Here is a 23835-nt window from a genome sequence, read left to right as displayed (position 1 = left end):
TGGGGTGACTTCTGGTGCGTGAGTCACTAGAATATTCGCCCTTGATTCTGGAGTCGGGCTATCGCCGGCTAACGTCTGTGCAACGAGGAATATCCATGCAAGTTTCTGTTGAAAACACTTCCGCTCTCGAGCGCCGCATGACCATCGCCGTTCCGGCCGAGCGCGTCGAGAACGAAGTCAACAAGCGTCTGCAACAGACTGCCCGTCGCGCCAAGGTCCCGGGCTTCCGTCCAGGCAAGGTGCCAATGAGCGTTATTCGTCAGCGTTACGAAGACGCTGCCCGCCAGGAAGCCTTCGGTGACCTGGTCCAGGCCTCCTTCTATGAAGCTGTGGTCGAGCAGAAGCTGAACCCGGCTGGCGCCCCGGCTGTGGAGCCCAAGTCGTTCGAGAAAGGCAAGGACCTCGAGTTCGTCGCCATCTTCGAAGTCTTCCCTGAATTCACCGTTGCCGGCTTCGAGTCGATCAACGTCGAGCGCCTGAGCGCCGACGTCGCTGACGCCGACCTGGACAACATGCTGGAAGTGCTGCGCAAGCAGAACGTCCGTTTCGAAGCCGTCGAGCGTGCCGCCGAGAAAGACGACCAGGTCAACATCGACTTCGTCGGCAAGATCGACGGTGAGGCCTTCGCCGGTGGTTCGGCCAAGGGCACCCAGCTGGTGCTGGGTTCCGGCCGCATGATCCCAGGCTTCGAAGATGGCCTGGTTGGCGCCAAGGCCGGCGAAGAGCGCGTTGTCAACGTGACCTTCCCCGAGGACTACCAGAACCTGGACCTGGCCAACAAGGCCGCCGAGTTCACCATCACCGTCAACAGCGTTTCCGCGCCTGTGCTGCCAGAGCTGAACGAAGCCTTCTTCGCCCAGTTCGGCATCAAGGAAACCACCCTGGAAGGCTTCCGCACCGAAGTTCGCAAGAACATGGAGCGTGAACTGCGCCAGGCCATCAAGGCCAAGGTCAAGAACCAGGTCATGGACGGTCTGCTGGCCGCCAACCCGGTCGACGTGCCGAAAGCCCTGCTGGAAAACGAAGTCAACCGTCTGCGCGTGCAGGCTGTCCAGCAGTTCGGTGGCAACATCAAGCCTGAGCAACTGCCGGCCGAGCTGTTCGAAGAGCAAGCCAAGCGCCGCGTGGTTCTGGGCCTGATCGTCGCCGAGGTGGTCAAGCAGTTCGAACTGAAGCCGGACGACGCCAAGGTTCGCGAGATGATCGAGGAAATGGCTTCCGCTTACCAGGAGCCTGAGCAGGTCATCAACTGGTACTACAAGAACGACCAGCAACTGAACGAAGTCCGTTCGGTTGTGCTGGAAGAGCAAGTTGTAGATACTGTCCTGCAGAAAGCGACTGTGACCGACAAGTCGGTCTCGTACGAAGAGGCTGTCAAGCCAGCACAGGCTCCTGCCGAAGCTGAGTGATTTGCTACTCTCGTAGGAAACCCCACAAGCCAGCCTTCGGGCTGGCTTGTGCGTTATTAAAGCCATGACTATTTGGGAGTGAGTGCAGGACATGTCCCGCAATTCTTATATTCAGCAGAGCTCTGACATCCAGGCCGCAGGCGGTCTGGTCCCGATGGTTATCGAGCAGTCCGCCCGTGGCGAACGTGCCTACGACATCTACTCGCGCCTGTTGAAGGAGCGTGTGATCTTCCTGGTGGGTCCTGTAGAGGACTACATGGCCAACCTGGTTGTGGCGCAGCTGCTGTTCCTTGAAGCGGAAAACCCGGACAAGGATATCCATCTGTACATCAACTCGCCGGGTGGCTCGGTCACCGCAGGCATGTCGATCTACGACACCATGCAGTTCATCAAGCCGGACGTCTCCACGATCTGCATCGGCCAGGCCTGCAGCATGGGCGCCTTCCTGCTGGCCGCTGGTGCGGCAGGCAAGCGTCACTGCCTGCCGAACTCGCGCGTGATGATTCACCAGCCGCTGGGCGGCTTCCAGGGCCAGGCGACCGACATCGAGATCCACGCCCAGGAAATCCTCAGCATCAAGGCGCGCCTGAACGAGCTGCTGGCCTTCCACACCGGCCAGGACCTCGAGACCATCAAGCGCGACACCGAGCGTGACAACTTCATGAGCGCCTCGCGCGCGGCCGAGTACGGCCTGGTCGACTCGGTCTACGACAAGCGGCAACTGGTATCCTGAGCCCAGGCGCCAGAGCGGGCGGGCGCCGAAAGGGCCCGCCTGCGGACTTGAAAAAGCCCGCAATTGCCTTCATCTTGTGTTGCAAGCCTACCGGATTGGATCGATCGAATGACTGACACCCGTAACGGCGAGGACAACGGCAAATTGCTCTATTGCTCCTTCTGCGGCAAAAGCCAGCACGAAGTGCGCAAATTGATTGCCGGGCCCTCGGTATTTATCTGCGACGAGTGCGTCGACCTGTGCAACGACATCATCCGAGAGGAGGTGCAGGAAGCCCAGGCCGAGAGCAACGCGCACAAACTACCTTCGCCGAAAGAAATCAGCGGCATCCTGGACCAGTACGTCATTGGTCAGGAGCGCGCCAAGAAGGTGCTTGCCGTAGCGGTGTACAACCACTACAAGCGCCTGAACCAGCGTGACAAGAAGGGCGACGAGGTCGAACTCGGCAAGAGCAACATTCTCCTGATCGGGCCTACCGGCTCGGGCAAGACCCTGCTCGCCGAAACCCTTGCGCGCCTGTTGAACGTGCCGTTCACCATTGCCGACGCCACCACCCTGACCGAAGCCGGTTATGTGGGTGAGGACGTCGAGAACATCATTCAGAAGCTGTTGCAGAAGTGCGACTACGATGTGGAAAAGGCCCAGATGGGCATCGTCTACATCGACGAGATCGACAAGATCTCGCGCAAGTCGGACAACCCGTCCATCACCCGTGACGTTTCGGGCGAAGGCGTGCAGCAGGCATTGCTGAAGCTGATCGAGGGCACCGTGGCCTCCGTGCCGCCCCAGGGTGGCCGCAAGCACCCGCAGCAGGAGTTCCTGCAGGTCGACACGCGTAACATCCTGTTCATCTGCGGTGGCGCATTCTCGGGTCTCGAGAAGGTCATCCAGAACCGCTCCACCAAAGGTGGTATCGGATTCGGCGCGGAAGTGCGCAGCAAGCAGGAAGGCAAGAAGGTGGGTGAGTCGCTGCGCGAAGTCGAGCCGGACGATCTGGTCAAGTTTGGCCTGATTCCGGAATTCGTCGGTCGCTTGCCGGTTCTGGCCACGCTCGACGAGCTGGACGAAGCTGCCTTGATGCAGATTCTCACCGAGCCGAAGAACGCCCTGACCAAGCAATACGCCAAGCTGTTCGAGATGGAAAGCGTGGACCTCGAGTTCCGCAGCGACGCCCTCAAGGCCGTTGCTCGCAAGGCTCTGGAGCGCAAGACCGGCGCCCGTGGCCTGCGTTCGATCCTCGAAGGCGTGCTGCTCGACACCATGTACGAGATTCCTTCGCAGAAGGATGTCAGCAAGGTGGTGATCGACGAGAGCGTTATCGACGGTACTTCGCAGCCGCTGCTGATCTACGAGAACAGCGAGCCGCAAGCCAAGGCCGTGCCTGACGCCTGAGTCGCACGCCTGACACGTTGAAACAGAAAGGGGCCCATGGGCCCCTTTCTGCTTTTCTGGCGCCAGCGGCTTGTATTTTTGCGGACCTGCCCCCACATTAGCTCCAAGCACTATTTCCACCGGTTTCCGGCCCCAAGGCCGCTGTAGAGGCGAAATCATGAAGACCACCCTCGACTTGCCTCTTTTGCCATTGCGCGATGTCGTCGTTTATCCGCACATGGTTATCCCGCTGTTCGTGGGACGCGAGAAGTCCATCGAAGCCCTAGAGGCCGCGATGACGGGCGAAAAGCAGATCCTTCTGCTGGCCCAGAAGAACCCGGCCGACGACGATCCGGGCGAAGATGCCCTGTATCGCGTCGGCACCATTGCTACCGTCCTGCAACTGCTCAAGCTGCCTGATGGCACCGTCAAGGTGCTGGTCGAAGGCGAGCAGCGCGGTGCGGTCGAGCGCTTCACCGAGGTCGAAGGCCACGTTCGCGCCGAAGTCAGCCTGATCGACGAGGTCGAGGCGGCTGAGCGCGAGTCCGAAGTGTTCCTGCGCAGCCTGCTGTCGCAGTTCGAACAGTACGTTCAGTTGGGCAAGAAAGTGCCTGCCGAAGTGCTGTCATCGCTCAACAGCATCGAAGAGCCGGGGCGCCTGGTCGATACCATGGCCGCGCACATGGCGCTGAAGATCGAACAGAAGCAGGAAATCCTCGAGATCATCGACCTGTCGGCCCGTGTCGAGCACGTGCTGGCGCTGCTGGACGCCGAAATCGACCTGCTGCAGGTCGAGAAACGCATCCGTGGCCGGGTCAAGAAGCAGATGGAGCGCAGCCAGCGCGAGTACTACCTGAATGAGCAGATGAAGGCCATTCAGAAGGAGCTCGGTGATGGTGATGAAGGCCACAACGAAGTCGAAGAGCTGAAAAAGCGTATCGATGCCGCTGGCCTGCCCAAGGATGCCCTCACCAAGGCCCAGGCCGAGCTGAACAAGCTCAAGCAGATGTCGCCGATGTCCGCCGAGGCCACGGTGGTACGCTCTTACCTCGACTGGCTGGTGCAGGTGCCCTGGAAAGCCCAGAGCAAGGTGCGTCTGGACCTGGCCAAGGCCGAGGAGATCCTCGATTCCGACCACTACGGCCTGGAAGAGGTGAAGGAGCGTATCCTCGAGTACCTCGCAGTCCAGAAGCGCGTGAAGAAGATCCGCGGCCCCGTGCTGTGCCTGGTCGGTCCGCCCGGCGTGGGCAAGACGTCGCTGGCCGAGTCGATCGCCTCCGCCACCAACCGCAAGTTCGTGCGCATGGCATTGGGCGGTGTGCGTGACGAGGCCGAGATCCGTGGCCACCGCCGTACCTACATCGGCTCGATGCCGGGGCGTCTGATCCAGAAGATGACCAAGGTCGGGGTGCGCAACCCGCTGTTCCTGCTCGACGAAATCGACAAGATGGGCAGTGACATGCGCGGCGATCCCGCCTCGGCACTGCTGGAAGTGCTCGACCCCGAGCAGAACCACAACTTCAACGATCACTACCTGGAAGTCGACTACGACCTCTCGGACGTGATGTTCCTGTGCACCTCCAACTCGATGAACATCCCGCCAGCGTTGCTGGACCGGATGGAGATCATTCGTCTGCCGGGCTACACCGAGGACGAGAAGGTCAACATTGCGGTCAAGTACCTGGTGCCCAAGCAGGTCAAGGCCAACGGCCTCAAGAAGGAAGAGCTGGAAGTCGATGTCGCCGCGATCCGCGACATCATCCGCTATTACACTCGAGAGGCCGGTGTGCGTGGCCTGGAGCGCCAGATTGCCAAGGTCTGCCGCAAGGTGGTCAAGGAGCATGCCGGCAACAAGCAGGTGAAGGTCAAGGTCACCGGCGAGCAGCTCGAACACCTGCTGGGTGTGCGCAAGTTCCGTTATGGTCTGGCCGAAACCCAGGACCAGATCGGCCAGGTCACAGGCCTTGCCTGGACCCAGGTCGGCGGTGAACTGCTGACCATCGAGGCGGTGGTGATTCCGGGCAAGGGGCAGTTGATCAAGACCGGCTCGCTCGGCGATGTCATGGTCGAATCGATCACCGCCGCGCAGACCGTGGTACGCAGTCGCGCCCGCAGCCTGGGCATCGCTGCCGATTTCCACGAGAAGCACGACGTGCACATCCACATGCCTGAGGGCGCTACGCCCAAGGATGGCCCGAGTGCCGGTATCGGCATGTGCACTGCACTGGTCTCGGCGCTGACCCAGATTCCGGTGCGTGCCGACGTGGCGATGACCGGTGAAATCACCCTGCGCGGCCAGGTGCTTGCCATCGGTGGGCTGAAGGAAAAACTGCTTGCGGCGCACCGCGGCGGGATCAAGACAGTCATCATTCCCGAGGAAAATGTGCGTGACCTGAAGGAGATTCCTGAAAATATAAAACAGGATCTGCAAATCAAACCGGTTAAATGGATTGACGAGGTCCTGCAAATTGCGCTGCAATACGCCCCGGAGCCCTTGCCAGATGTGGCTCCGGAGATTGTCGCGAAAGAAGAGAAGCGCGACAGCGATGCTAAGGAAAGAATTAGCACGCACTAGTTCGTATCTCATTGGGGCCTTTGGTTGACAGCTTTTTCGGGGCCTTGCTATAAAGCGGCACGCCAGTGTCAACAGACCACCCAATGATCGTTTCATAAGCTTTTCATTACATACTTAGAAACAAACTCAATAGAGAAATAAGGGGACTTAGAGTGAACAAGTCGGAACTGATTGACGCTATCGCCGCTTCTGCTGACATCCCGAAAGCTGTAGCCGGCCGCGCGCTGGACGCAGTAATTGACTCCGTAACCGGTGCCCTGAAAGCAGGCGACGACGTCGTTCTGGTTGGCTTTGGTACCTTCTCCGTCAAGGAGCGCGCTGAGCGCACCGGCCGTAACCCACAAACCGGCAAGGCGATCAAGATCGCTGCTGCCAAGGTTCCAGGCTTCAAAGCTGGCAAAGGCCTGAAAGACGCCGTCAACTAAGTCGTCTCTTTCAGCCGGACCCGGCCTGGCCAGGTCCGAGCACGTAGCGGCGGGGGCCGCAAACGTTCCCGCCTGCCACGTTTGCTAAGAAAAGGCGCATCCTCGGATGCGCCTTTCTTTTATCAGGATTCTACCCACTCTCCGCGGTTGTCGATGCAGTGGTACGACCGTTTCTGGGGGACGCATGCTGCAGAATATCAGGGACAATTCACAGGGTTGGATTGCCAAGACCATCATTGGCCTCATCGTCGTGCTGATGGCACTGACCGGTTTCGAGGCCATCTTCCAGGCCGCCAGCCACAGCCAGGATGCCGCCAAGGTCAATGGCCAGACCATCAGCCAGAACGAGCTGAGCCAGGCCGTCGACATGCAGCGCCGCCAGCTGATGCAACAGTTGGGCAAGGATTTCGATCCGGCGATGCTGGACGAGAAGATGCTGCGTGAAGCCGCGCTCAAGGGGCTGATCGATCGCAAGCTGCTGTTGCAGGGCGCCGAAGACGCCAAGTTCGCTTTCTCCGAAGCTGCACTGGATCAGTTGATCCTGCAGACGCCTGAGTTCCAGGTCGATGGCAAGTTCAGCGCCGAGCGCTTTGACGCCGTCATCCGCCAGATGGGCTACGGTCGCATGCAGTTCCGTGAAATGCTCGCCCAGGAAATGCTCATCGGCCAGTTGCGTACCGGCCTGGCAGGCAGCAGCTTCGTTACCGACAAGCAAGTCGACGCCTTCGCCCGTCTGGAGAACCAGACCCGCGATTTCGCTTCGCTGACCTTCAAGGCCAACCCGGCTGCGGTCAAGGTGAGCGATGAAGAGGTCAAGGCCCATTACGACCAGCACGCCAAGGAATTCATGACCCCTGATCAGGTGGTCATCGATTACATCGAGCTGAAGAAGGCTGCGTTCTTCGACCAGGTTTCGGTCAACGAAGACGAGCTCAAGGCGCTGTACGAAAAGGAAATCGCCAACCTCGCGGAGCAGCGCCGCGCTGCGCACATCCTGATCGAAGTCAACGGCAAGACCGACGACGCCCAGGCCAAGGCCCGCATCGAAGAAATTCAGCAGCGCCTGTCCAAGGGCGAGGACTTCGCCAAGTTGGCCAAGGAGTTCTCCCAGGACCCGGGCTCGGCGGCCAATGGCGGTGACCTCGGCTTTGCAGGTCCGGGTGTCTATGACCCGGCCTTCGAGGATGCCCTGTACAAGTTGAACAAGGACCAGGTGTCGGCACCGGTTCGCACCGAGTACGGCTACCACCTGATCAAGCTGCTGGGTGTCGAGGCACCTGAGGTGCCGACCTTCGCCAGCCTGAAGGACAAGCTGACCCACGAGCTGAAAACCCAGCAGGTCGAGCAGAAGTTCGTCGAAGTCACCAAGCAACTGGAAGACTCGGCCTTCGAAGCCTCCGACCTGGCGCAACCTGCGCAGGAGCTGGGCTTGAAGGTACAGACTTCGGCACCGTTCGGCCGTGAAGGCGGCGAGGGCATCACCGCCAACCGTTCGGTGATCCAGGCGGCGTTCAGTGAAGAGGTGATGGACGAAGGCGCCAACAGCACTGCCCTGGAGCTGGACCCTGAAACCGTGGTGGTACTGCGTGTGAAAGAGCACCGCAAGCCGGAGCAACTGGCGCTGGAAGCCGTGTCGAAGAACATCAGCGAACACTTGGCCAAGGAGAAGGCGACCGCCGAGCTCAAGGCCAAGGCGGACAAGCTGATTGCCGGCCTGCGTGATGGGTCGATCGCCAAGGGCGCCGACTACGAAGGGCAGAAGTGGAAGGTGCAGGAGGCGGTGACCCGCAGCCAGGAAGGCATCGACCCGGCCGAACTGCAGGCCGCGTTCCGCATGGCCAAGCCTGAGTCCAAGGACAAGCCGGTCTACGGCAGTGTCGTCCTGGGTGACGGCAGCCTGGTCGTACTGCAGCTCAAGGGTGTCAACGAAGGTGCTGCCGCCTCTGACGAGGAGAAGGTGCAGATTCGTCGCTACCTCGCTTCGCGCGCCGGCCAGCAGGACTTTGCAGCCTTCCGCAAGCAACTGGAAGCCAGCGCCGACATCACCCGTTACTGAGTGCTGTCGTCGTAACGAAACAGGCCGCTTATGCGGCCTGTTTCGTTTTCGGCATCTTCAGGTATTTTCGCGGACAGTCCCGTGAAAAAGTCACCGCCGATACTCCTGCCTAGCGCTGCTCCCCCTCATGACTGTCCAGGGTATCCCGCGCAATCTCGCGCCCCAGTGCGATCAGCTCCGGCGCCTTGTAGAACTCGAAGAACCGGCATACCCGTTTCGGTACATTGATCAGTACATCCGGTGGATACCCTGCGATCTTGTACTGTGCCAGCGAAGTCTGCATCACCTCGAAGCTTTGGTTGATCAGGTCGAGTAGCGAGGCAGGCCCGACGTTATCGATGATGAACGAACCGGTCGCCGACTTCGGGGCGCCTTCGCGCTCCGGTGCCGCTGCCGGTTGCTGGCTTTCCGGGTCGGCGGATTCACTCAGCCACGGGTTTGTCTGGCTCATGCGTTCGGCGACGATTTCCTGTTCGATACGCATCAGCTGCTCGGCCGGCTTGCGGCGAAACGGCATGCGTGCCCCCAGCGAACTGATCACCGATTCGAAACGCATCCTGAACGCCGCCGGGCGTTCGATCACCGGCAACTGGTACTGTTTCTGATTGGTGGCGTTGAGGTTGACCGCGATGATCAGGTCGCAGTGGCTGGACACCACTGGGACGATCGGCAGTGGATTGAGAATGCCGCCATCGACCAGCATGCGGTTGCCCTGCATGACGGGCGTGAACAGGCTGGGGATCGCCGCCGAGGCGCGCATGGCCTGGTGCAGGCAGCCTTCCTGGAACCAGATCTCCTGCTGGTTGGTCAGGTCGGTGGCAACGGCGGTATAGGGGATTCGCAATTGTTCGATGTTGATCTCGCCGACGATCTTGCGAATTTGCCCAAATACCTTGTCGCCGCGGATGGCGCCCAGGCGAAAGCTCACATCCACCAGGCGCAGCACGTCGAGATAATCCAGGCTTTCGATCCAGCGGCGATACTCGTCGAGCTTGCCGGCGGCATAGATGCCACCAATCACAGCACCCATCGAGCAGCCAGCGATGCAGGCGATTTCGTAGCCGCGACGCTCGATCTCCTCGATCACGCCGATGTGCGCATATCCCCGGGCACCGCCCGAACCGAGCACCAGTGCGACACGCTTGCTCATACTTTTTCCCCCAAGGCATTTCGCGCGTGTTCCCACAATGCACCCATTGCTGCCCGTGCTTCAATGTCGTTGCGCGCTGGGCTACGCTGAGCATGGCACTTTTCACGTTGCCGGCCGTCGAACAGCGACTGTTTTGTCCTTCCTGAGGTAATACTTGATGAAAGCCTGGATCTGCCTTCCCCTGATTGCCCTGGCCCTTGCTGGCTGTGCGGGCAAGACGGCCTATCGCGACAGTTGCGCGACCCAGTTGGATGCCGCCTGGAAGGAGCTCGACCTCGCCAAGGCCGAAGGGTTTGCAGGTACCGTGAGCTACTCCAAGGCGTTGTCGCTGCTGACCGGCGCCAAGACCCAGCAGCAGTTCGAGGCGTTCGAGGGGTGCAGCAGCAAAGCCGAGCGAGCGCGGTTCTATATCCGTGAGTCCCGTGCAGGCCGTTGACGGAGGAGGCTGACATGCCCGCCATGCTCGACCATGTAGTCGTTCAGATCCTGGCCCTGCAGGTGCGTCTGTTGGCCTGCCGGGAACGCCTGGCCGCCGATACCGACAGCGAAGCCTTGCACGACCTGCGCACTAGCGTCAGGCGCTTGCGCAGCCTGCTGCGACCCTTGCGCGAGCTGCCGGGTGTCGAGCAGTTGGAGGATGCCGCGAAATCGCTGGGCACGCTCACCACGCCCTTGCGCGACCGCGAGGTGCTGGCCGCGCAGTTGATCTCTGCGGGGTATGCGCAGGCCGGGCAGCGGCGCCTGCAGGGCAGGGCGGCGACGTTCGTCAGCGTGGCTGCCAGCCCGCAGTTGACCCGGCTGCTGGCGATACTGGATTCGTTCCCGCTGTTCCTGCGTGCTTCGCAACGCGAAGGCCTTGCGAATGACTTGGGCACGCGCATCGACAAACGCCTGCGCAAGCAATGGCGCAAGCTGGAAGCGGCCATCGACGATCCGGCCCACGACCGGCATCGCTTGCGTCTGTTGATCAAGCGGGTGCGCTACGGCGATGAAGCCTACCCGCAGTTGCGCCACGCGGCGAAGAAGCTTCAGAAGCTGCTCAAGCAGGCGCAAGGGGACCTGGGCGATTGGCATGATCGTGTTCAATGGTTGCTGCAGTTGCGCGAGCATCCCGACCTGGCGCCGTGCAAGGCGGCCTGGGAAACCGAGTTGCAGGAGGTCGAGCGCACCTGCGATGCCACCTTGGAGTCGTTGCGCAAGGCTCTGTCGCGTCGATAACCCCAGTAAATGACCGATATGCGGGCTGCCCTGCGCCAGCCCGCTGGTTACCATGCGCCTTGACCCCCGTTGTCGATAGAGGCCAAGGACTTCCATGAATTTCGATGAACTGCTAAAGGCTGTGCGCCGCAATCCTGCGGCGGTCAGTATCCCTGCAGACTGGGCCCAGGGCCGCGCTTCGTTTGGCGGGTTGATGGCGGCGCTGGTCTATGAGGCGATGTGCCAGAAGATCAGCGACGGACGTCCGGTGCGTTCGTTGGCCATCAGTTTCGTCGGCCCGGCGGCACCGGACGTGCCGATTCGTTTCGAAGCCGAGGTGCTGCGTGAGGGCAAGGCAGTGAGCACGCTGCTGGGGCGCGCGATTCAGGATGGGCAGGTGGTGACGCTGGTGCAGGGCAACTTCGGTGCTGGGCGCACGTCGGTGGTAGAGGTGCCGGCTGAGCCAGCGCCACCGTTCAAGGCTCTGGAGGACTCGGCGCCGGAGCTGCCCTACATCAAGGGCGTCATGCCTGAGTTCATGCGCAAGGTAGCACTGCGCTGGGCGATCGGGGGGCTACCGTTCTCCGGCAACGCATCGCGCCAGATGGGTGGCTGGGTGCGCCTGCGCGACCTGCCGGAGGCGCCGCTCGAAGTGTCGCACCTGCTGGCGCTGGTCGATGCCTGGCCGCCGAGCCTGATGCCTTATCTAAAGCGGCCTGCCGCAGGCAGCACCCTGACCTGGACCATCGAGTTCGTCCAGCCATTGCCTGAGCTGACCACGCAGGACTGGTACCAGTACTGTGTAGAGACCGAGCACGCCCGTGATGGTTATGGGCATGCCGCAGCCCGCTTGTGGTCGGCGGACGGCCGCTTGTTGGCCTTGAGCCGGCAGACGGTGACGGTGTTCGCCTGAGCCATGTCGCGCGTTCAGGGCCGATGCTTGTGGCGCTCGCGCCAGGCACGCCACCAGCCACCGCTCAGGACGAAACGTGGGAAGGTGATGAACTGTTCGGTTAGCAGACGTTTCAAGGCGTCCTGCAGATCGCTGAACGGCTCGGGTTGCTCGGCCTCCAGGCGATGGCCCTGGCGCTGCATGCCAAGCCCTGCGATCAGGGCGATCACGCCTACGGCAAGCTGGGTGATGTCGAGCGAGAACAGGCCTGAAAGCACCAGCAAGGCACCAAGGATGAACAGCGGTACGGCAATCAGGTGCAGCACCAGGTTGGTCGGGTGCCGGTGATTATGGTGGTAGCCGCGCCATTGCCAGGCGGGCAGATTCGGCAGACGTTTGCTCATGGACGATTCCCCTTGGTCATGTCCAAAGCTTAGTGCGGCCCCCCGCAGGGGGCCAATCGAGGCTGTTTATCGGGACTATAGCTTGAGCTGGCCAATGGCTTTGTTCAGCTCGCCGGCGAGGGTCGCCAGCGCGTTGCTGGTAGTGGCCGATCCGACGGTCTGCTGTACGGTTTCTTCGGTGACGTCGCGGATGCTCACCACTGCCCGATTCATCTCCTCGGCGACCTGGCTCTGCTGCTCGGCGGCCACGGCGATCTGTGTATTGCTCTCGCGCATCTGCGCCACCGCGCGGGTGATCTCGGCCAGTGCGTCCCCGGCCTCGCGGGCCTGTTTGACGCAATCGTCGGCTTTATAGGAGCTCTCCTGCATGTACTCCACGGCATCACGGGTGCCTGCCTGAAGTGCGGACACCATGGTGGTGATTTCGTTGGTGGAGTTCTGCACGCGCTTGGCCAGGTTGCGTACTTCGTCGGCCACCACCGCGAAGCCGCGGCCCAGGTCGCCGGCGCGTGCCGCCTCGATGGCGGCATTGAGGGCCAGCAGGTTGGTCTGTTCGGCGATGCTGTGGATCACGCTGACCACGCTGTTGATCTTCTGGCTGTCGTCCGCCAGTTGGCGAATCATTTCGGCCGTCTGCTGCACGCCGCTGGACAGCCCGGCGATCGAGTCCTGTACCCGGCTGACCACCTCCTGGCCGCTGCCGGCGAGGCTGTCGGCGCTTTGCGACAGGTCGCGGGTAGCGCCGGCATGCTGGGCGATATGGTGCACGGTGGCGGACATTTCGTTGATCGCCGTCGCCGCCTGGTCGGTTTCGCTCTGCTGGCCGATCATGCCGTGGCGCACATCATCCATGCTCGCCGCCAGGCGCGCCGCGCCCGAGTCCAGTTGGGCAGCAGTGTCGGCCACGGTGCTGACCACGCGGTGGTAGGTCGTCTGCATGGCGTTGAAGGCCCCGGCCATCTGGCCCACTTCGTCGCCGCAGGCCAGCGGCACGCGAGCCGACAGGTCGCCGGTTCTTTCCACGTGCAGCATCACATCCTTGAGGGTGTTGAGCTGGCTGAGCAGGAAACGGATCAGCAACTGCGAAGCGCAAAGCATCGCCAGCATGAGAATCAGCACGCACACCGCGTAGTTGCTGAAGCGGTCGATGAATACCTGACGCAGGCTTGGCGATGCTGCCAGCACGGCAATGTGCTGACTGCCCTGGCGCAGCACCTGGGCACCGCGCAACGGATTGTCGCCAAGCAGCCACGCGGCGGGCAACGCGACCCAGCCTTGGCCGTCACGCAGGGCCTCGAGGGGCTCGCCGGCAAAGCTCGGGGTCTGGCCATCCTGCCAACGGATCATTTGTGGCAGTTGGGGAAGGGGTTGTGCAACTGGCCAGGCGGCCAGCAGTTCGGCCTGGGCGACGGCTTGCGCCTGGGCCGACTCGGCGCGAGCCTGCTGCTCCAGGTACACCGCGTAGAGCACCAGCAGCAAGGTGGTTACGAAGGCCACTGCATTGACGGCCCAGAACTTGTACTTCAGGGAAATATTGCTAAGCCAGGCACCCATGGTAGGTCTTCTCTGAGTTGAGCGGAAACATTATTGGCAAGGTGCCATCATTGTGTCCGCTCGCTCGCGAAGCCTTCATGACATGCGTCAAGGGAGCTTGAAGAAATCCTTGGCTGTCGCCGTGGTGTGCCGGGCACAGTGTTCGAGGCTTTCGCCCCGATGCAAGGCGACTTCACGCAGTACTTCAGGCAGGAACGCCGGTTCGTTGCGTCCGCTCTTCGGTTTTGGCCGCAGGCTGCGCGGCAGCAGGTAGGGCGCATCGCTTTCGAGCATCAGCCGGCCTTCGGGAATATTGCCTACCAGCGGATGCAGGTGCGTCCCACGTCGCTCGTCGCAGATCCAGCCGGTGATGCCGATGTGCAGGTCCAGGTCGAGGTAGGCGAACAGCGCCTGGCGCTCGCCGGTGAAGCAGTGCACCACGGCCGCTGGCAACTGGTCGCGGTAGTGCTTGAGGATTGCCAATAGCCGCTCGCTGGCATCGCGCTCATGCAGGAAGACCGGCAACTGCAGTTCGACAGCCAGGGCCAGTTGCGCCTCCAGGGCTTGTTCCTGCTGTGGGCGCGGGGAGAAGTCTCGGTTGAAGTCCAGCCCGCATTCACCTACGGCGAGCACCCGCGGCTGGGCCAGCAGATCGCGCAGTGTGCGTTCGCTGGCACTTTCCCAATGGCTGGCATCGTGAGGGTGGACACCGGCTGTGCTGAACAGGTGTTTGCCGGCCTCATCCAGGCGCTGGCACAGCGCCAGGGCCTCTTCGCTGACGGCTAGGCTGGTGCCGGTCACCACCATCTGCGCCACGCCGGCGGCCCGGGCGCGTTCGACGATCGCCGCCTGCTGGTCGTGAAAGCTGCTGTTGGTCAGGTTGACGCCGATATCGATCAGTTGCATGGTGCTACCTCGTGCCGCGGGGCGGCCAGCATAGCAAAATCTGCAAGTTCGCAAAAAATCCAAGAACTTCAAACGTTTGCCATGGTCTCTTGCCGTCATTTGTCATGCGCAGCGCTCGGCGCATGGTTTCCGCCAACCGCTCCTGGACCCTTTTCATGCTGCGAACCCTGCTGACGACCTTGCTGTTGCTCGGGCTGATCGCCGCTGAGCCTGCCATCGCCCGCGAAGCCGGCCCATTGCAGCATGTGCCGACCAGCCAGAGTCGTGACCTTGCGCAGATTCGTGCGAGCAAGGTGTTGCGGGTGCTGGTCAACCAGAGTCGCAACAGCTCAGGCGAGGTCAAGGGCGAACCGGTAGGTATCGAATACTATCGCCTGCGCGCGCTGGAGCATTTTCTCAATGCGCGGGTCGCGGATGGTCAGGAAATCACGCTGCAGATCATCCCGCGCGCCAAGGAACAACTGATAGGTGCCCTGCAGCGCGGTGAAGGCGACCTTGCCGCGCCCGGCGAATTGCTTGATGCGGGGCTGGTGCAGGGTGTCGGTGTCAGTGCACCGGTGCTTGACCAGGTGCCGTTGCTGCTGGTCGGGCGCAAGGGCGAACGGGCCTTCAGCCGGGTCGAGCAACTGTCCGGGCGCACCATCGCGCTGACTACCGCCAGCGCTGCCGGCGCGGTGATCGAGCAGATCAACCAGCAGCTGGCCCTGCGCAAGCGCCCGCTGGTGAAGATCGAGTGGGTCGACCCCACCCTGGCCGTCGAGGATGTACTGGAGATGGTCCAGGCCGGCATCTATCACCTGACCGTGGTGGAGCGCCCCATCGCCCAACGCTGGGCGCGGGTGATGCCCAAGCTGCGCCTGGACACCCAGTTGCGCCTGAGCCAGCCTCAGGCCATGCGCTGGTATGTGCGCAGGGATGCCGAGCAGTTGCTGGCCAGCGTGGACCGCTTCCTCGCCGTTTACCGTGCGCCGGACAACCAGGATGCAGCCTTCGAGCGCATCTATCGACGCCAGTACCGCGTGCACAATCCGTTGGCTCGCCAGGATCGCCAGCGCCTGGAGTCGCTGCGCGCGGTGTTGCAGAAGCACGGCGCCGACCAGCAGATCGACTGGCTCAATCTGGCGGCCTTGGCGTTCAAGGAGTCGACGTTCGATCCCAAGGCTCGCGGCACAGGGGGCGCCCATGGGCTGATGCAGATCACCCCGGCCGCCGCGCAACGGGTGGGCGTGAGCAATACCGCCACGGTCGATGGCAATGTTCAGGCCAGCGCGCGCTACCTCGCGTTGATCCGGCGCAAGTTCTTTTCCAGTCCGCAGCTCAATGAGCGTGAGCGCATGGCCTTCATTCTCGCCGCCTACAACCTCGGTCCGGAGCGTGTCCAGGCCATGCGCGCCGAGGCCCGTCGCCGCGGCCTCAACGGCAACCAGTGGTTTTTCCAGACCGAGCGCATCGCCATGGAGCAGGTGGGGATGGGGCCGGTGAACTTCGTCAACAGCGTCAACAAGTACTTCCTGGCATTCAACCGTGAGCGCAGCGCCTTGGAGCGGGTTGCGAAACGCTGATAAATCGACTTTTTCGATTTGTTTGTTGGGTTTTTTGCGGTTTTCTTATTCGTTGTTTTGATTAAGATGGCGGCCATTCCAACCTGACATTTCAAGGAAGCTCACCCGATGAATCCCTCCCTCAACGCCCTGTTCGTCACCCGCGCCGGTTTCGGCCTCAGCATCATCCGCATCCTGGTCGGCATCATCTTCATGGCGCATGGCTCACAGAAGCTGTTCGGCCTGTTCGGTGGCCATGGCCTGGAAGGCACCGGTCAATGGATGGAAAGCATTGGCCTGGCCCCTGGCTATCTGATGGCCCTGCTTTCGGGCAGCGCGGAGTTCTTCGGCGGCCTGGCACTGCTGCTCGGCCTGCTGGCCCGCCCGGCGGCGCTGGCGCTGAGCGTGACGCTGGTGGTGGCGATCTTCTCGGTGCACATCGGCAATGGTCTGTTCATGTCCAACAACGGCTACGAGTTCGCCCTGGCACTGTTGGGCGGCACGCTGGCGGTGCTGGTCGAAGGGGCGGGGCGCCTGTCTCTGGATCGTCTGATCGCCCGCTGACATCTCGTTGCAACCACCCTGCGGCAAGCTGCAAGTGAATGCCCTCTTGCAGCTTGCCGTCCGACGCTCTACGATACCGCTTGCGCCGATTTAAACAGCTACTTGCGGGGCGCAGGAGAGGCCCCCGGGCGATCCGAAATACCGCTAAAGCGCTGGTTCGGTGACGCCTCCCACCGCTGCCCAGCGGGATTTGCGAGGCGAAGAGATACCACCATGAGTTGCCCACGTACCAGTGTCTGCCTGACCCCACTGCCTGTTGACCAGGCCTCCCGCACTCCGCGCATCCTGCTCGGTGGCCAGCATCAACCCACGCTCCTGCGTAACCTCGACGGCTTCTCGCGCCGCAAGGGCCAGGCCCGCGCCTTCCTCATCCAGTTCGCCGAAGCGGCTTGCAACCTTGCCCATTACGCCAACGATCGCTTTGACCTGGCCGTAATCCAGGCCCCGATCGGCGAGGATGCCGGCGAGATCATCGGCCAGTTGACCCGCATCGCGCGCCAGGGCCTGATCACCCGTCGCTGAGCGGGGTGTGGCGGCTTCTGTTTTTGGTTAAGCTCGGTAACCCGGCAGGCCCAAGGCGCCTGCTGTGGCTGTGCCGAGGAGAGCAAGCGGTTTGAGTACCAACATCATCACCACCGAAGGTTATGACGCCCTCAAGAAGGAGCTGGACCACCTGTGGCGCGTCTACCGCCCCGAGATCACCCAGAAGGTGACCTGGGCCGCGTCGCTGGGGGATCGCAGCGAGAACGCCGATTACCAGTACAACAAGAAATTGCTGCGCGAGATCGATCGGCGGGTCCGCTACCTGCGCAAGCGCCTCGAGGATGTGAAAGTCGTCGCCTATTCCCCGGAGCAGGAAGGCAAGGTGTTCTTCGGTGCCTGGGTCGAGATCGAGAACGACGACGGCGAAACCCTGACGTTTCGCATCGTCGGTTACGACGAAATCTACGGTCGCAACGACTACATCTCCATCGACTCACCCATGGCCCGCGCGTTGCTGAAGAAAGAAGAGGGCGACGAAGTGCTGGTGCATACGCCCACGGGCGAAGCGACCTGGTACATCAATCGCATCCACTACGGCGCCCAGTGAGCGCATCCCGGTACAGCCGCCCCAGCGAGTCCCCGGCCAGCGCAATCTGCGCCTCGGTCAACGAGGCGTAGCCCACCAGTACGCCTGGAGGCCAGGCATGTTCACGGGTGAACAGTCCGAGCGGCTGAAGCATCAGGCCCTGCTCGCGGGCCTGTTGGCAGAATTGCTGTTCGTTGCAGTTTTCGGGCAACCAGAGGATGAAATGCAGCCCTGACTGCTCGCCGGCAATTCGCACGTCAGTGTGCCGGCGCAGCCTGTCGATGAGCAGGTCGCGGCGTTGCTGGTAGGTCTGCCGGGCAATGCGCAGGTGGCGCGCGTACTGGCCGTTGCCGAGCATCTGCTCCAGGGCTCGCTGGCCGAGGGCGCCAGGCGCTTGCCCGGAGATCGTCAGCGTGTCCAGCATTTCGGCGTGCAGGCGGCGGGGCACCACGGCGAAGCCCAGGCGCAGGTTGCTGAACAAGGTCTTGTTGAAACTGCCGCAGAACAGCACTCGGTCATGGTGGTCGATCGCCTTGATCGCCGGCAGCGGTGCACTCGCATAGTTGTACTCGCTGTCGTAATCGTCTTCGATGATTACCGCGTCCTGTGCCTGCGCCCAGTCGAGCAAGGCCTGGCGGCGTTCGACGCTCATGCAGATGCCCAATGGCGCTTGATGGGCGGGCGTCACGTGCACCGCCCCGAGCGTTTCATGGTCGGCAAGGGTATCGACGCGCAGGCCCTGTTCGTCGAGTGGCGTGCTGAACAGCCTGTGCCCCGTGCGTTCGAAAATCCGCCTGGCCCAGGCATAGCCTGGGTCCTCGAGGGCGAGCGCCCGGTGCCTGGGCAGCACGCGGCTGAACAGGTCGAGGGTGTGGCGAATACCGTGGGTGACCAGGATGTCATCCGCCTCGCAGTCGATACCTCGATAGAGTCTCAGATGGGCTGCAATGGCCTGGCGCAGGCGTGGGTCACCCTGCGCAGGCAAGCTTTCAAGCAGGCCGGGGGCCTCCAGGCGTGCCGGGAAAAGATTCTGCTCCAGCAAGTTCGGGTCGGGCAGGCGCGCGACGAAGGGGACGCGCGCTTGGACCTGCGCTTGCAACAACTGTGGATCGGGCATCGGCCGCGCTGGTGGCGCGTGGCCGGTCGGGTTGCCGGATGCGATCAGGGCATCGGGCAGTTGCAGGGTGACCTGCGAGCCCGCGCCCTGGCGACGCTCGATGAAGCCTTCCAGCTTGAGTTGCTCGAACACCGCCTCCAGCGTGCCGCGCGCTACGCCCCAGCGCTGTGCCAACGTGCGTGTTGAGGGCAGCAGGGTGCCGGGTGGCAGATGGCCGCTGACCACCAGTTCCTGGAGAAAGCCATGCAGCAGCCGGTGCTTGCCGGTGGCGCTGCCGGCAGACAGTTCGAACGGCAGGGCGAGGTCGAGGGCAATGGCTTGCTTGCCTCTGGCCATAGTGGTCCATACCCGGGAAGGCCTAATGGGCCTTCATCTTATGCAGCGCCGCCCCTAACCTCAATCGCCTGACGCAGAGCCTTTGCGTCGTGCCCTTCAGGCGTCCCGAACCTTCATTCAAGGAACATCGAACCATGTGTAGAGCGGTGGGGCTGCGTTCGCCCGTCCGATTGTCTTTTGCGTTGCGGGTGCGGCCATGAACCGGCCCGGATTGTCAGTGGCCTTGCTGAGTGCGGTGGTGGTACCGCAGGTCGGTCTCGGCATCATGGTGCCAGCCTCGGTACAACTGGCCGAGCAGCTGCAGTCTGGCCTTGGTCAGGTACAGAGCACCTTGGTGATGTATATGGTCGGCTATGCGCTGTCGATGATGCTGGCTGGGCTTTTGAGCGATCGCTACGGGCCGCGCGCAGTGCAGTTGGGCGGGCTGTTGCTGGCTGCGCTCGGCACAGGGCTTGCGGCCAGTGCGACGTCTTTCGTTCCGTTCATGATTGGCCGTCTGCTGCAGGCCCTGGGCGGCTGCGTCGGCACGGTAACGACACGCATGGTGGTGCGCGAGGTGTTCGCCGAGCACGAGCGCATGGGCATTCTCACTACGCTGGCTTCGGCCATCGCTATCACGCCGTGCCTTGCGCCGCTGCTGGGCGGGGCGCTGCTGCCGCAAGTGGGGTGGCGCGGGATACTGGGGCTAGTGGGGGTGTTCAACCTGCTGGTGCTGCTCGTGTTCTGGCGCCTTGTGCCTCGCCTGCCGGGCACGGGGCAGGGTGTTGCGGTGGGCACGATCCTGCGCGTGTACAGGCGCAATCTGGGCACGGGAGCGTTCGTCTTTCACGCGAGTTGTATCAGCCTGGTCTGGATGAGCTACTTTGCGTTCCTGTCCTCGTCATCCTACGCCTTCCAGAGATTGCTGGGGTTCAGTGCGTTCGAGTACGGCGCCCTCATTGCGATCTGTGCACTGGGTTATGTCACCGGCAGTTTCCTGGCCCGGCGCCTGAGTCGCAGGCATGACCTGACGCAGATCCTGGCTGTGGGGGCCGGCATCGGCACTGTCGGCTGGGGCGGCCTGTGGCTGGCGGTCCATTGGATCGGGCCGACGGCGGGCGCCTTCGTCGTGCCGATGATGGCGATCCTGCTGAGTACTGGCATGGTGATCCCGGCCACCCAGGCTGGGTTGCTGCGCTGTGTGCAGCAGGACATCGGGCTGTCCACCGGGCAGTTCTTTTTCCTGCAGATGGCCAGCGGTGCGGCCTATGGGCTGGTTGCCAGCCACTGGCCGGATCTGGACGTGAGGCAACTGGCCTTGCTGGTGGGGACGCCAATGGTGCTGCTCACCGTGCTGGTGGGCACGGCGAGCTGGCGCCATCGGCTCAAGTCTCGCGCAGTACGCTCAGTGGTGTCGCATTGAGTGCGCGGCGGGTGCCGAACACACCGGCACCGCCTACCAGGATCGCGCCCAACAGTGGCAGCACCAACAGCCAGGGGTGGGGCGCCCAGTGCAGGTCGAAGGCGTAGCGATACAGGGCCCAGGTGATCAGTTCGCAGCCCAGGGCTGCGAGCAGGCCGCTGGCGGCGCCAAGCAGGCCGAACTCGATGCGCCGGGCCTTGACCAGTAGTGCACGACCGGCGCCCAGGGCGCGCAGTAGCGCGCCTTGGCGGATACGCTCGTCCAGGGTGGCCTGCAGGCCGGCGAACAACACCGCAAGGCCTGCCGCGAGCACGAACAGCAGTACGTACTCCACCGCCAACGTGACCTGGGCGAGGATGCTGCGCAGTTGCCCCAGCAGCGCATCGACCTGGAGGATGGTCACCGCCGGAAACGCCCGCGACAGGGCGACCACGTCGGTATCGTGCCCCGGTGCGAGGTAGAAGCTGGTCAGGTAGGTGGCGGGCAGGCCTTGCAAGGTGCCTGGCTGGAAGATCATGTAGAAGTTCGGCTGGAAGCTGTCCCAGTGCACCGTACGCAGGCTGCTGACCCGTGCCTGGCGGTGCTCGCCGCCAATGTCGAAGGTCAGCAGATCGCCCAGCTTGAGCTTGAGGCTTGCGGCCAGCTCCGCCTCGACCGATACCGCGGGTGGTCCGTCGGCCGGCGGTGGTGTCTGCCACCAGTCGCCTTCGCTCAAGGCATTACCCTGGGGCAGTTCGGCAGCCCAGGTCAGGCTCAGGTCACGCTGCACGGCACGGTCGCCGGTGGACTCCTTGCTCACCAACTGTTGTACCGGCTGATCGTTGATATGGGTGAGACGGCCGGGGATCACCGGGTACAGCGGCGCCGAGGTGGCATTGACCTCGCGCAGGCGCTGGGCAAAGGGTTCGCGCTCGTCTGGCAGGATGTTCAGGGCGAAGTGGTTGGGGGCATCCTTGGGTAGCTGCGCCTGCCAGTTGTCCAGCAACTCGGCGCGCAATAGCGCGACCAGGGCCATGGCCAGCAGGATCAGGCCGAAGGCCAGCGCCTGGCCGGCGGCTGCCAGCGGATGGCGCAGCAACTGGCCCAGCCCCAGGCGCCAGGGCAGCGGCGAACCGATCAGCAACCGGCGCAGGCTGCGCAAGCCGAGCAGTAGCAGGCCGCCGAGCAGCAGCGCGGCGATCATGCCGCCGCCGAGCAGGGCGAAGGTCAGCAGCAGGTCTAGGCTCAGGCGCCACATGATCAGGCCCAGGGCGAACAATGCGGCGCCATAGACCAGCCAACTGCTGGGCGGAACTGGCAGCAGGTCGCGGCGCAGCACACGCAGGGGCGGCACTCGGCCCAGTGCGGCGAGCGGTGGCAGGGCGAAGCCGGCCAGCGCCACCAGGCCGGTGCCGATGCCGGCCAGTGCCGGGGCGATGCCGCCCGGTGGCACGGTGCTGGGCAGCAGCCCCTGCAGGAGGGCGAACAGCCCCAGTTGCGCGAGCCAGCCAAGCAGGGCGCCGGCCAGTGCCGCCACCAGCCCCAGCATTGCCAGTTGCAGCGAGTACAGGCCCAACGCCTGGTGTCGTGACAGCCCCAGGCAGCGCAGCAGGGCGCTGGCGTCCAGGCGGCGGGCGGCGTAGCGGCTGGCCGAAAGCGCCACGGCCACGCCGGCCAGCAGTACCGCCACCAGGCTGGCCATGTTCAGGTAGCGTTCGGCGCGACCCAGCGCGCCGCCAATCTGGCGGTTGCCATCACGGGTGTCGAGCAGCCGCTGGTTGGCAGCAAGATCCTTCTCCACCGCCTGGCGATACTGCACGAGGATGTCCGGCTCGCCGCGCCACAGGTCGCGATAGGTGACCCGGCTTCCTGGCTGGATCACGCCGGTGGCGTCCAGGTCGGCGATGTTCATCAGCACTCGCGGGGTGAGGCTGTAGAAGTTGCCGGCGCGATCCGGTTCGTAGGTCAGCACCCGGGTCATGCGCAGGGTCTTCATGCCCACGTCGATGCTGTCGCCCAGTGACAGCCCCAGTGCCGCCAGCAGGCGTGCCTCGACCCAGGCTTCGCCGGGCGCCGGCCCGCCGCCGGGCGTTTCGCTGCCATAGGGCGTGGCGGCGCTGCGCAGTTGGCCGCGCAGCGGGTAGGACGGGTCGATGGCCTTGATGCTCGACAACTGGATGCCAGCATCGGCGGCTACCACGCTGGTGAACTCCACCACGCGAGCGTGGGTCAGGCCGCGCGAAGTGCCGGCGTCGATCTGCGCCGCCTGGGCAGCGGAGGAACCCTGCAGTACCAGGTCGGCAGCGAGGAATTCGCTGGCCCGCAATTGCATGGCACCGTTGAGGCGGGCGCCGAAGTAACCGATGGCGGTGCTGGCGGCGACGGCCACCAGGAGTGCGAAGAACAGTACCCGTACTTCACTGGCGCGAGCGTCACGCAGCAGTTGGCGCAGGGCCAGGGCGCACAGGCGCATGAACGGCAGGCGGGTCATCATGGCTCCAGGGGCGCCACCAGGCGTCCGGCGTCCAGGCGGATCAGGCGACGGCAGCGCTTGGCCAGCCGTTCGTCATGGGTCACCAGCACCAAGGTAGTGCCGCGTTCCTTGTTGAGCTCGAACAGCAGGTCGCTGATGCGCTCGCCGGTATGGCTGTCGAGATTGCCGGTGGGTTCGTCGGCGAACAGCACTGCCGGGTGCGCCGCGAAGGCGCGGGCGATCGCCACCCGTTGCTGCTCGCCGCCGGACAGTTGGCGTGGGGTGTGGCTCAGGCGCTGGCCCAGGCCGACCCGTTCGAGCAGGGTGCGGGCCTGTTCGCGGGCGTCGCGGCGACCGTCCAGCTCCAGGGGCAACATGACGTTTTCCAGGGCATTGAGGCTGTCGAGCAACTGGAACGACTGGAACACGAAACCGACGTGTTCGGCACGCACCCGTGCCCGCTGGTCTTCGTCGAGGGGGCCGAGGTCGTGACCGGCGAGCACGACACTGCCATCGCTAGGGCGGTCAAGGCCTGCGAGCAGGCCGAGCAGGGTCGACTTGCCGGAGCCGGATGCACCGACGATGGCCAGGCTGTCGCCTTGGTCAAGGTCGAGGGAAAGCGGGTGAAGGATGGTGAGGTCGCCTTCCGCGCTGGGGACCACTTTGCTAAGGTTCTGCGCAACGAGAATGCTGGGGCCCATGG

The 23835-nt window shown here is 63.3% G+C and carries 21 protein-coding genes; 14 read left to right on the top strand and 7 right to left on the bottom strand.

The window, feature by feature from the left end:
• Positions 1-95 precede the first annotated feature (95 nt).
• The 6 genes from tig to HU748_RS06025 all read left to right on the top strand — a co-directional run bounded on the left by tig (position 96) and on the right by HU748_RS06025 (position 8569).
• Entirely contained in the window at positions 96-1409 is a 1314-nt protein-coding gene (gene tig, locus HU748_RS06050; protein ID WP_186669588.1) for a trigger factor, read from the top strand.
• Between the two features lie 91 nt (positions 1410-1500).
• A complete protein-coding gene (gene clpP / locus HU748_RS06045) occupies positions 1501-2142 on the top strand; it encodes an ATP-dependent Clp endopeptidase proteolytic subunit ClpP (protein ID WP_029613529.1) in 642 nt (213 codons plus the stop codon).
• A 108-nt stretch (positions 2143-2250) separates the two neighbouring features.
• Complete coding sequence (clpX, locus tag HU748_RS06040) at positions 2251-3534, top strand: ATP-dependent Clp protease ATP-binding subunit ClpX (protein WP_186719683.1); 1284 nt, start codon at positions 2251-2253, stop codon at positions 3532-3534.
• A 157-nt stretch (positions 3535-3691) separates the two neighbouring features.
• Positions 3692-6088 (top strand): endopeptidase La, encoded by a 2397-nt coding sequence (gene lon, locus HU748_RS06035; protein ID WP_186669586.1) that lies wholly within the window; start codon positions 3692-3694, stop codon positions 6086-6088.
• 152 nt (positions 6089-6240) lie between these two features.
• Positions 6241-6513, top strand: a complete 273-nt coding sequence (gene hupB / locus HU748_RS06030; protein ID WP_054892387.1) for a nucleoid-associated protein HU-beta — start codon at positions 6241-6243, stop codon at positions 6511-6513.
• Positions 6514-6697: 184 nt separating this feature from the next.
• Positions 6698-8569 carry a SurA N-terminal domain-containing protein gene (locus HU748_RS06025; RefSeq protein WP_186669585.1) on the top strand — a complete coding sequence of 624 codons (1872 nt, stop codon included), beginning with the start codon at positions 6698-6700 and terminating at the stop codon, positions 8567-8569.
• 109 nt (positions 8570-8678) lie between these two features.
• Here the strand turns inward: HU748_RS06025 and HU748_RS06020 are convergent, their stop codons facing one another.
• Positions 8679-9719 carry a patatin-like phospholipase family protein gene (locus tag HU748_RS06020; RefSeq protein WP_186669584.1) on the bottom strand — a complete coding sequence of 347 codons (1041 nt, stop codon included), beginning with the start codon at positions 9717-9719 and terminating at the stop codon, positions 8679-8681.
• A gap of 157 nt (positions 9720-9876) precedes the next feature.
• Here HU748_RS06020 and HU748_RS06015 point away from each other — a divergent pair, with 157 nt between their 5' ends.
• The 3 genes from HU748_RS06015 to HU748_RS06005 all read left to right on the top strand — a co-directional run bounded on the left by HU748_RS06015 (position 9877) and on the right by HU748_RS06005 (position 11829).
• Complete coding sequence (locus tag HU748_RS06015; RefSeq protein ID WP_054892384.1) at positions 9877-10155, top strand: hypothetical protein; 279 nt, start codon at positions 9877-9879, stop codon at positions 10153-10155.
• A gap of 14 nt (positions 10156-10169) precedes the next feature.
• Positions 10170-10937 carry a CHAD domain-containing protein gene (locus HU748_RS06010; RefSeq protein ID WP_186719681.1) on the top strand — a complete coding sequence of 256 codons (768 nt, stop codon included), beginning with the start codon at positions 10170-10172 and terminating at the stop codon, positions 10935-10937.
• A 94-nt stretch (positions 10938-11031) separates the two neighbouring features.
• The gene (locus HU748_RS06005) at positions 11032-11829 is read left to right on the top strand and encodes a thioesterase family protein (RefSeq protein ID WP_186719679.1); all 798 of its coding nucleotides are present in this window, start codon (positions 11032-11034) and stop codon (positions 11827-11829) included.
• A 14-nt stretch (positions 11830-11843) separates the two neighbouring features.
• On the opposite strand, the gene HU748_RS06000 is transcribed toward HU748_RS06005, so the two are convergent.
• The 3 genes from HU748_RS06000 to HU748_RS05990 all read right to left on the bottom strand — a co-directional run bounded on the left by HU748_RS06000 (position 11844) and on the right by HU748_RS05990 (position 14651).
• Complete coding sequence (locus HU748_RS06000; RefSeq protein ID WP_186719678.1) at positions 11844-12212, bottom strand: Mpo1-like protein; 369 nt, start codon at positions 12210-12212, stop codon at positions 11844-11846.
• Between the two features lie 75 nt (positions 12213-12287).
• Entirely contained in the window at positions 12288-13766 is a 1479-nt protein-coding gene (locus tag HU748_RS05995) for a methyl-accepting chemotaxis protein (RefSeq protein WP_186711406.1), read from the bottom strand.
• Positions 13767-13853: 87 nt separating this feature from the next.
• The gene (locus HU748_RS05990) at positions 13854-14651 is read right to left on the bottom strand and encodes a TatD family hydrolase (RefSeq protein ID WP_186719676.1); all 798 of its coding nucleotides are present in this window, start codon (positions 14649-14651) and stop codon (positions 13854-13856) included.
• Positions 14652-14806: 155 nt separating this feature from the next.
• Between HU748_RS05990 and HU748_RS05985 the strand changes: the two genes are divergently transcribed.
• The 4 genes from HU748_RS05985 to greB all read left to right on the top strand — a co-directional run bounded on the left by HU748_RS05985 (position 14807) and on the right by greB (position 17846).
• The gene (locus tag HU748_RS05985) at positions 14807-16213 is read left to right on the top strand and encodes a transglycosylase SLT domain-containing protein (protein ID WP_186669577.1); all 1407 of its coding nucleotides are present in this window, start codon (positions 14807-14809) and stop codon (positions 16211-16213) included.
• Positions 16214-16321: 108 nt separating this feature from the next.
• On the top strand, positions 16322-16756 hold the full coding sequence (locus HU748_RS05980) for a DoxX family protein (protein ID WP_186669576.1): 435 nt from the start codon (positions 16322-16324) through the stop codon (positions 16754-16756).
• A 213-nt stretch (positions 16757-16969) separates the two neighbouring features.
• Entirely contained in the window at positions 16970-17278 is a 309-nt protein-coding gene (locus tag HU748_RS05975; RefSeq protein ID WP_186669575.1) for a hypothetical protein, read from the top strand.
• Positions 17279-17369: 91 nt separating this feature from the next.
• On the top strand, positions 17370-17846 hold the full coding sequence (gene greB, locus HU748_RS05970; RefSeq protein WP_186719674.1) for a transcription elongation factor GreB: 477 nt from the start codon (positions 17370-17372) through the stop codon (positions 17844-17846).
• Here the strand turns inward: greB and HU748_RS05965 are convergent.
• Positions 17818-19278 carry a PLP-dependent aminotransferase family protein gene (locus tag HU748_RS05965; protein ID WP_186719672.1) on the bottom strand — a complete coding sequence of 487 codons (1461 nt, stop codon included), beginning with the start codon at positions 19276-19278 and terminating at the stop codon, positions 17818-17820. The genes greB and HU748_RS05965 overlap by 29 nt on opposite strands.
• Before the next feature lie 196 nt (positions 19279-19474).
• Between HU748_RS05965 and HU748_RS05960 the strand changes: the two genes are divergently transcribed.
• Complete coding sequence (locus HU748_RS05960; protein WP_186711410.1) at positions 19475-20680, top strand: MFS transporter; 1206 nt, start codon at positions 19475-19477, stop codon at positions 20678-20680.
• Here the strand turns inward: HU748_RS05960 and HU748_RS05955 are convergent.
• Positions 20643-23150 (bottom strand): FtsX-like permease family protein, encoded by a 2508-nt coding sequence (locus tag HU748_RS05955; protein ID WP_186719669.1) that lies wholly within the window; start codon positions 23148-23150, stop codon positions 20643-20645. The genes HU748_RS05960 and HU748_RS05955 overlap by 38 nt on opposite strands.
• Positions 23150-23833 (bottom strand): ABC transporter ATP-binding protein, encoded by a 684-nt coding sequence (locus tag HU748_RS05950; RefSeq protein ID WP_063544135.1) that lies wholly within the window; start codon positions 23831-23833, stop codon positions 23150-23152. Before HU748_RS05950 ends, HU748_RS05955 begins: the two co-directional genes overlap by 1 nt.
• Between the last annotated feature and the right edge of the window lie 2 nt (positions 23834-23835).

The organism is Pseudomonas sp. RW3S2, from assembly GCF_014268955.1.
GTDB classification, from domain to species: Bacteria; Pseudomonadota; Gammaproteobacteria; order Pseudomonadales; family Pseudomonadaceae; genus Aquipseudomonas; species Aquipseudomonas wayambapalatensis.
Note: the sequence above shows the minus strand (reverse complement) of the source record. Positions and strands in the feature narration are given on the sequence as shown.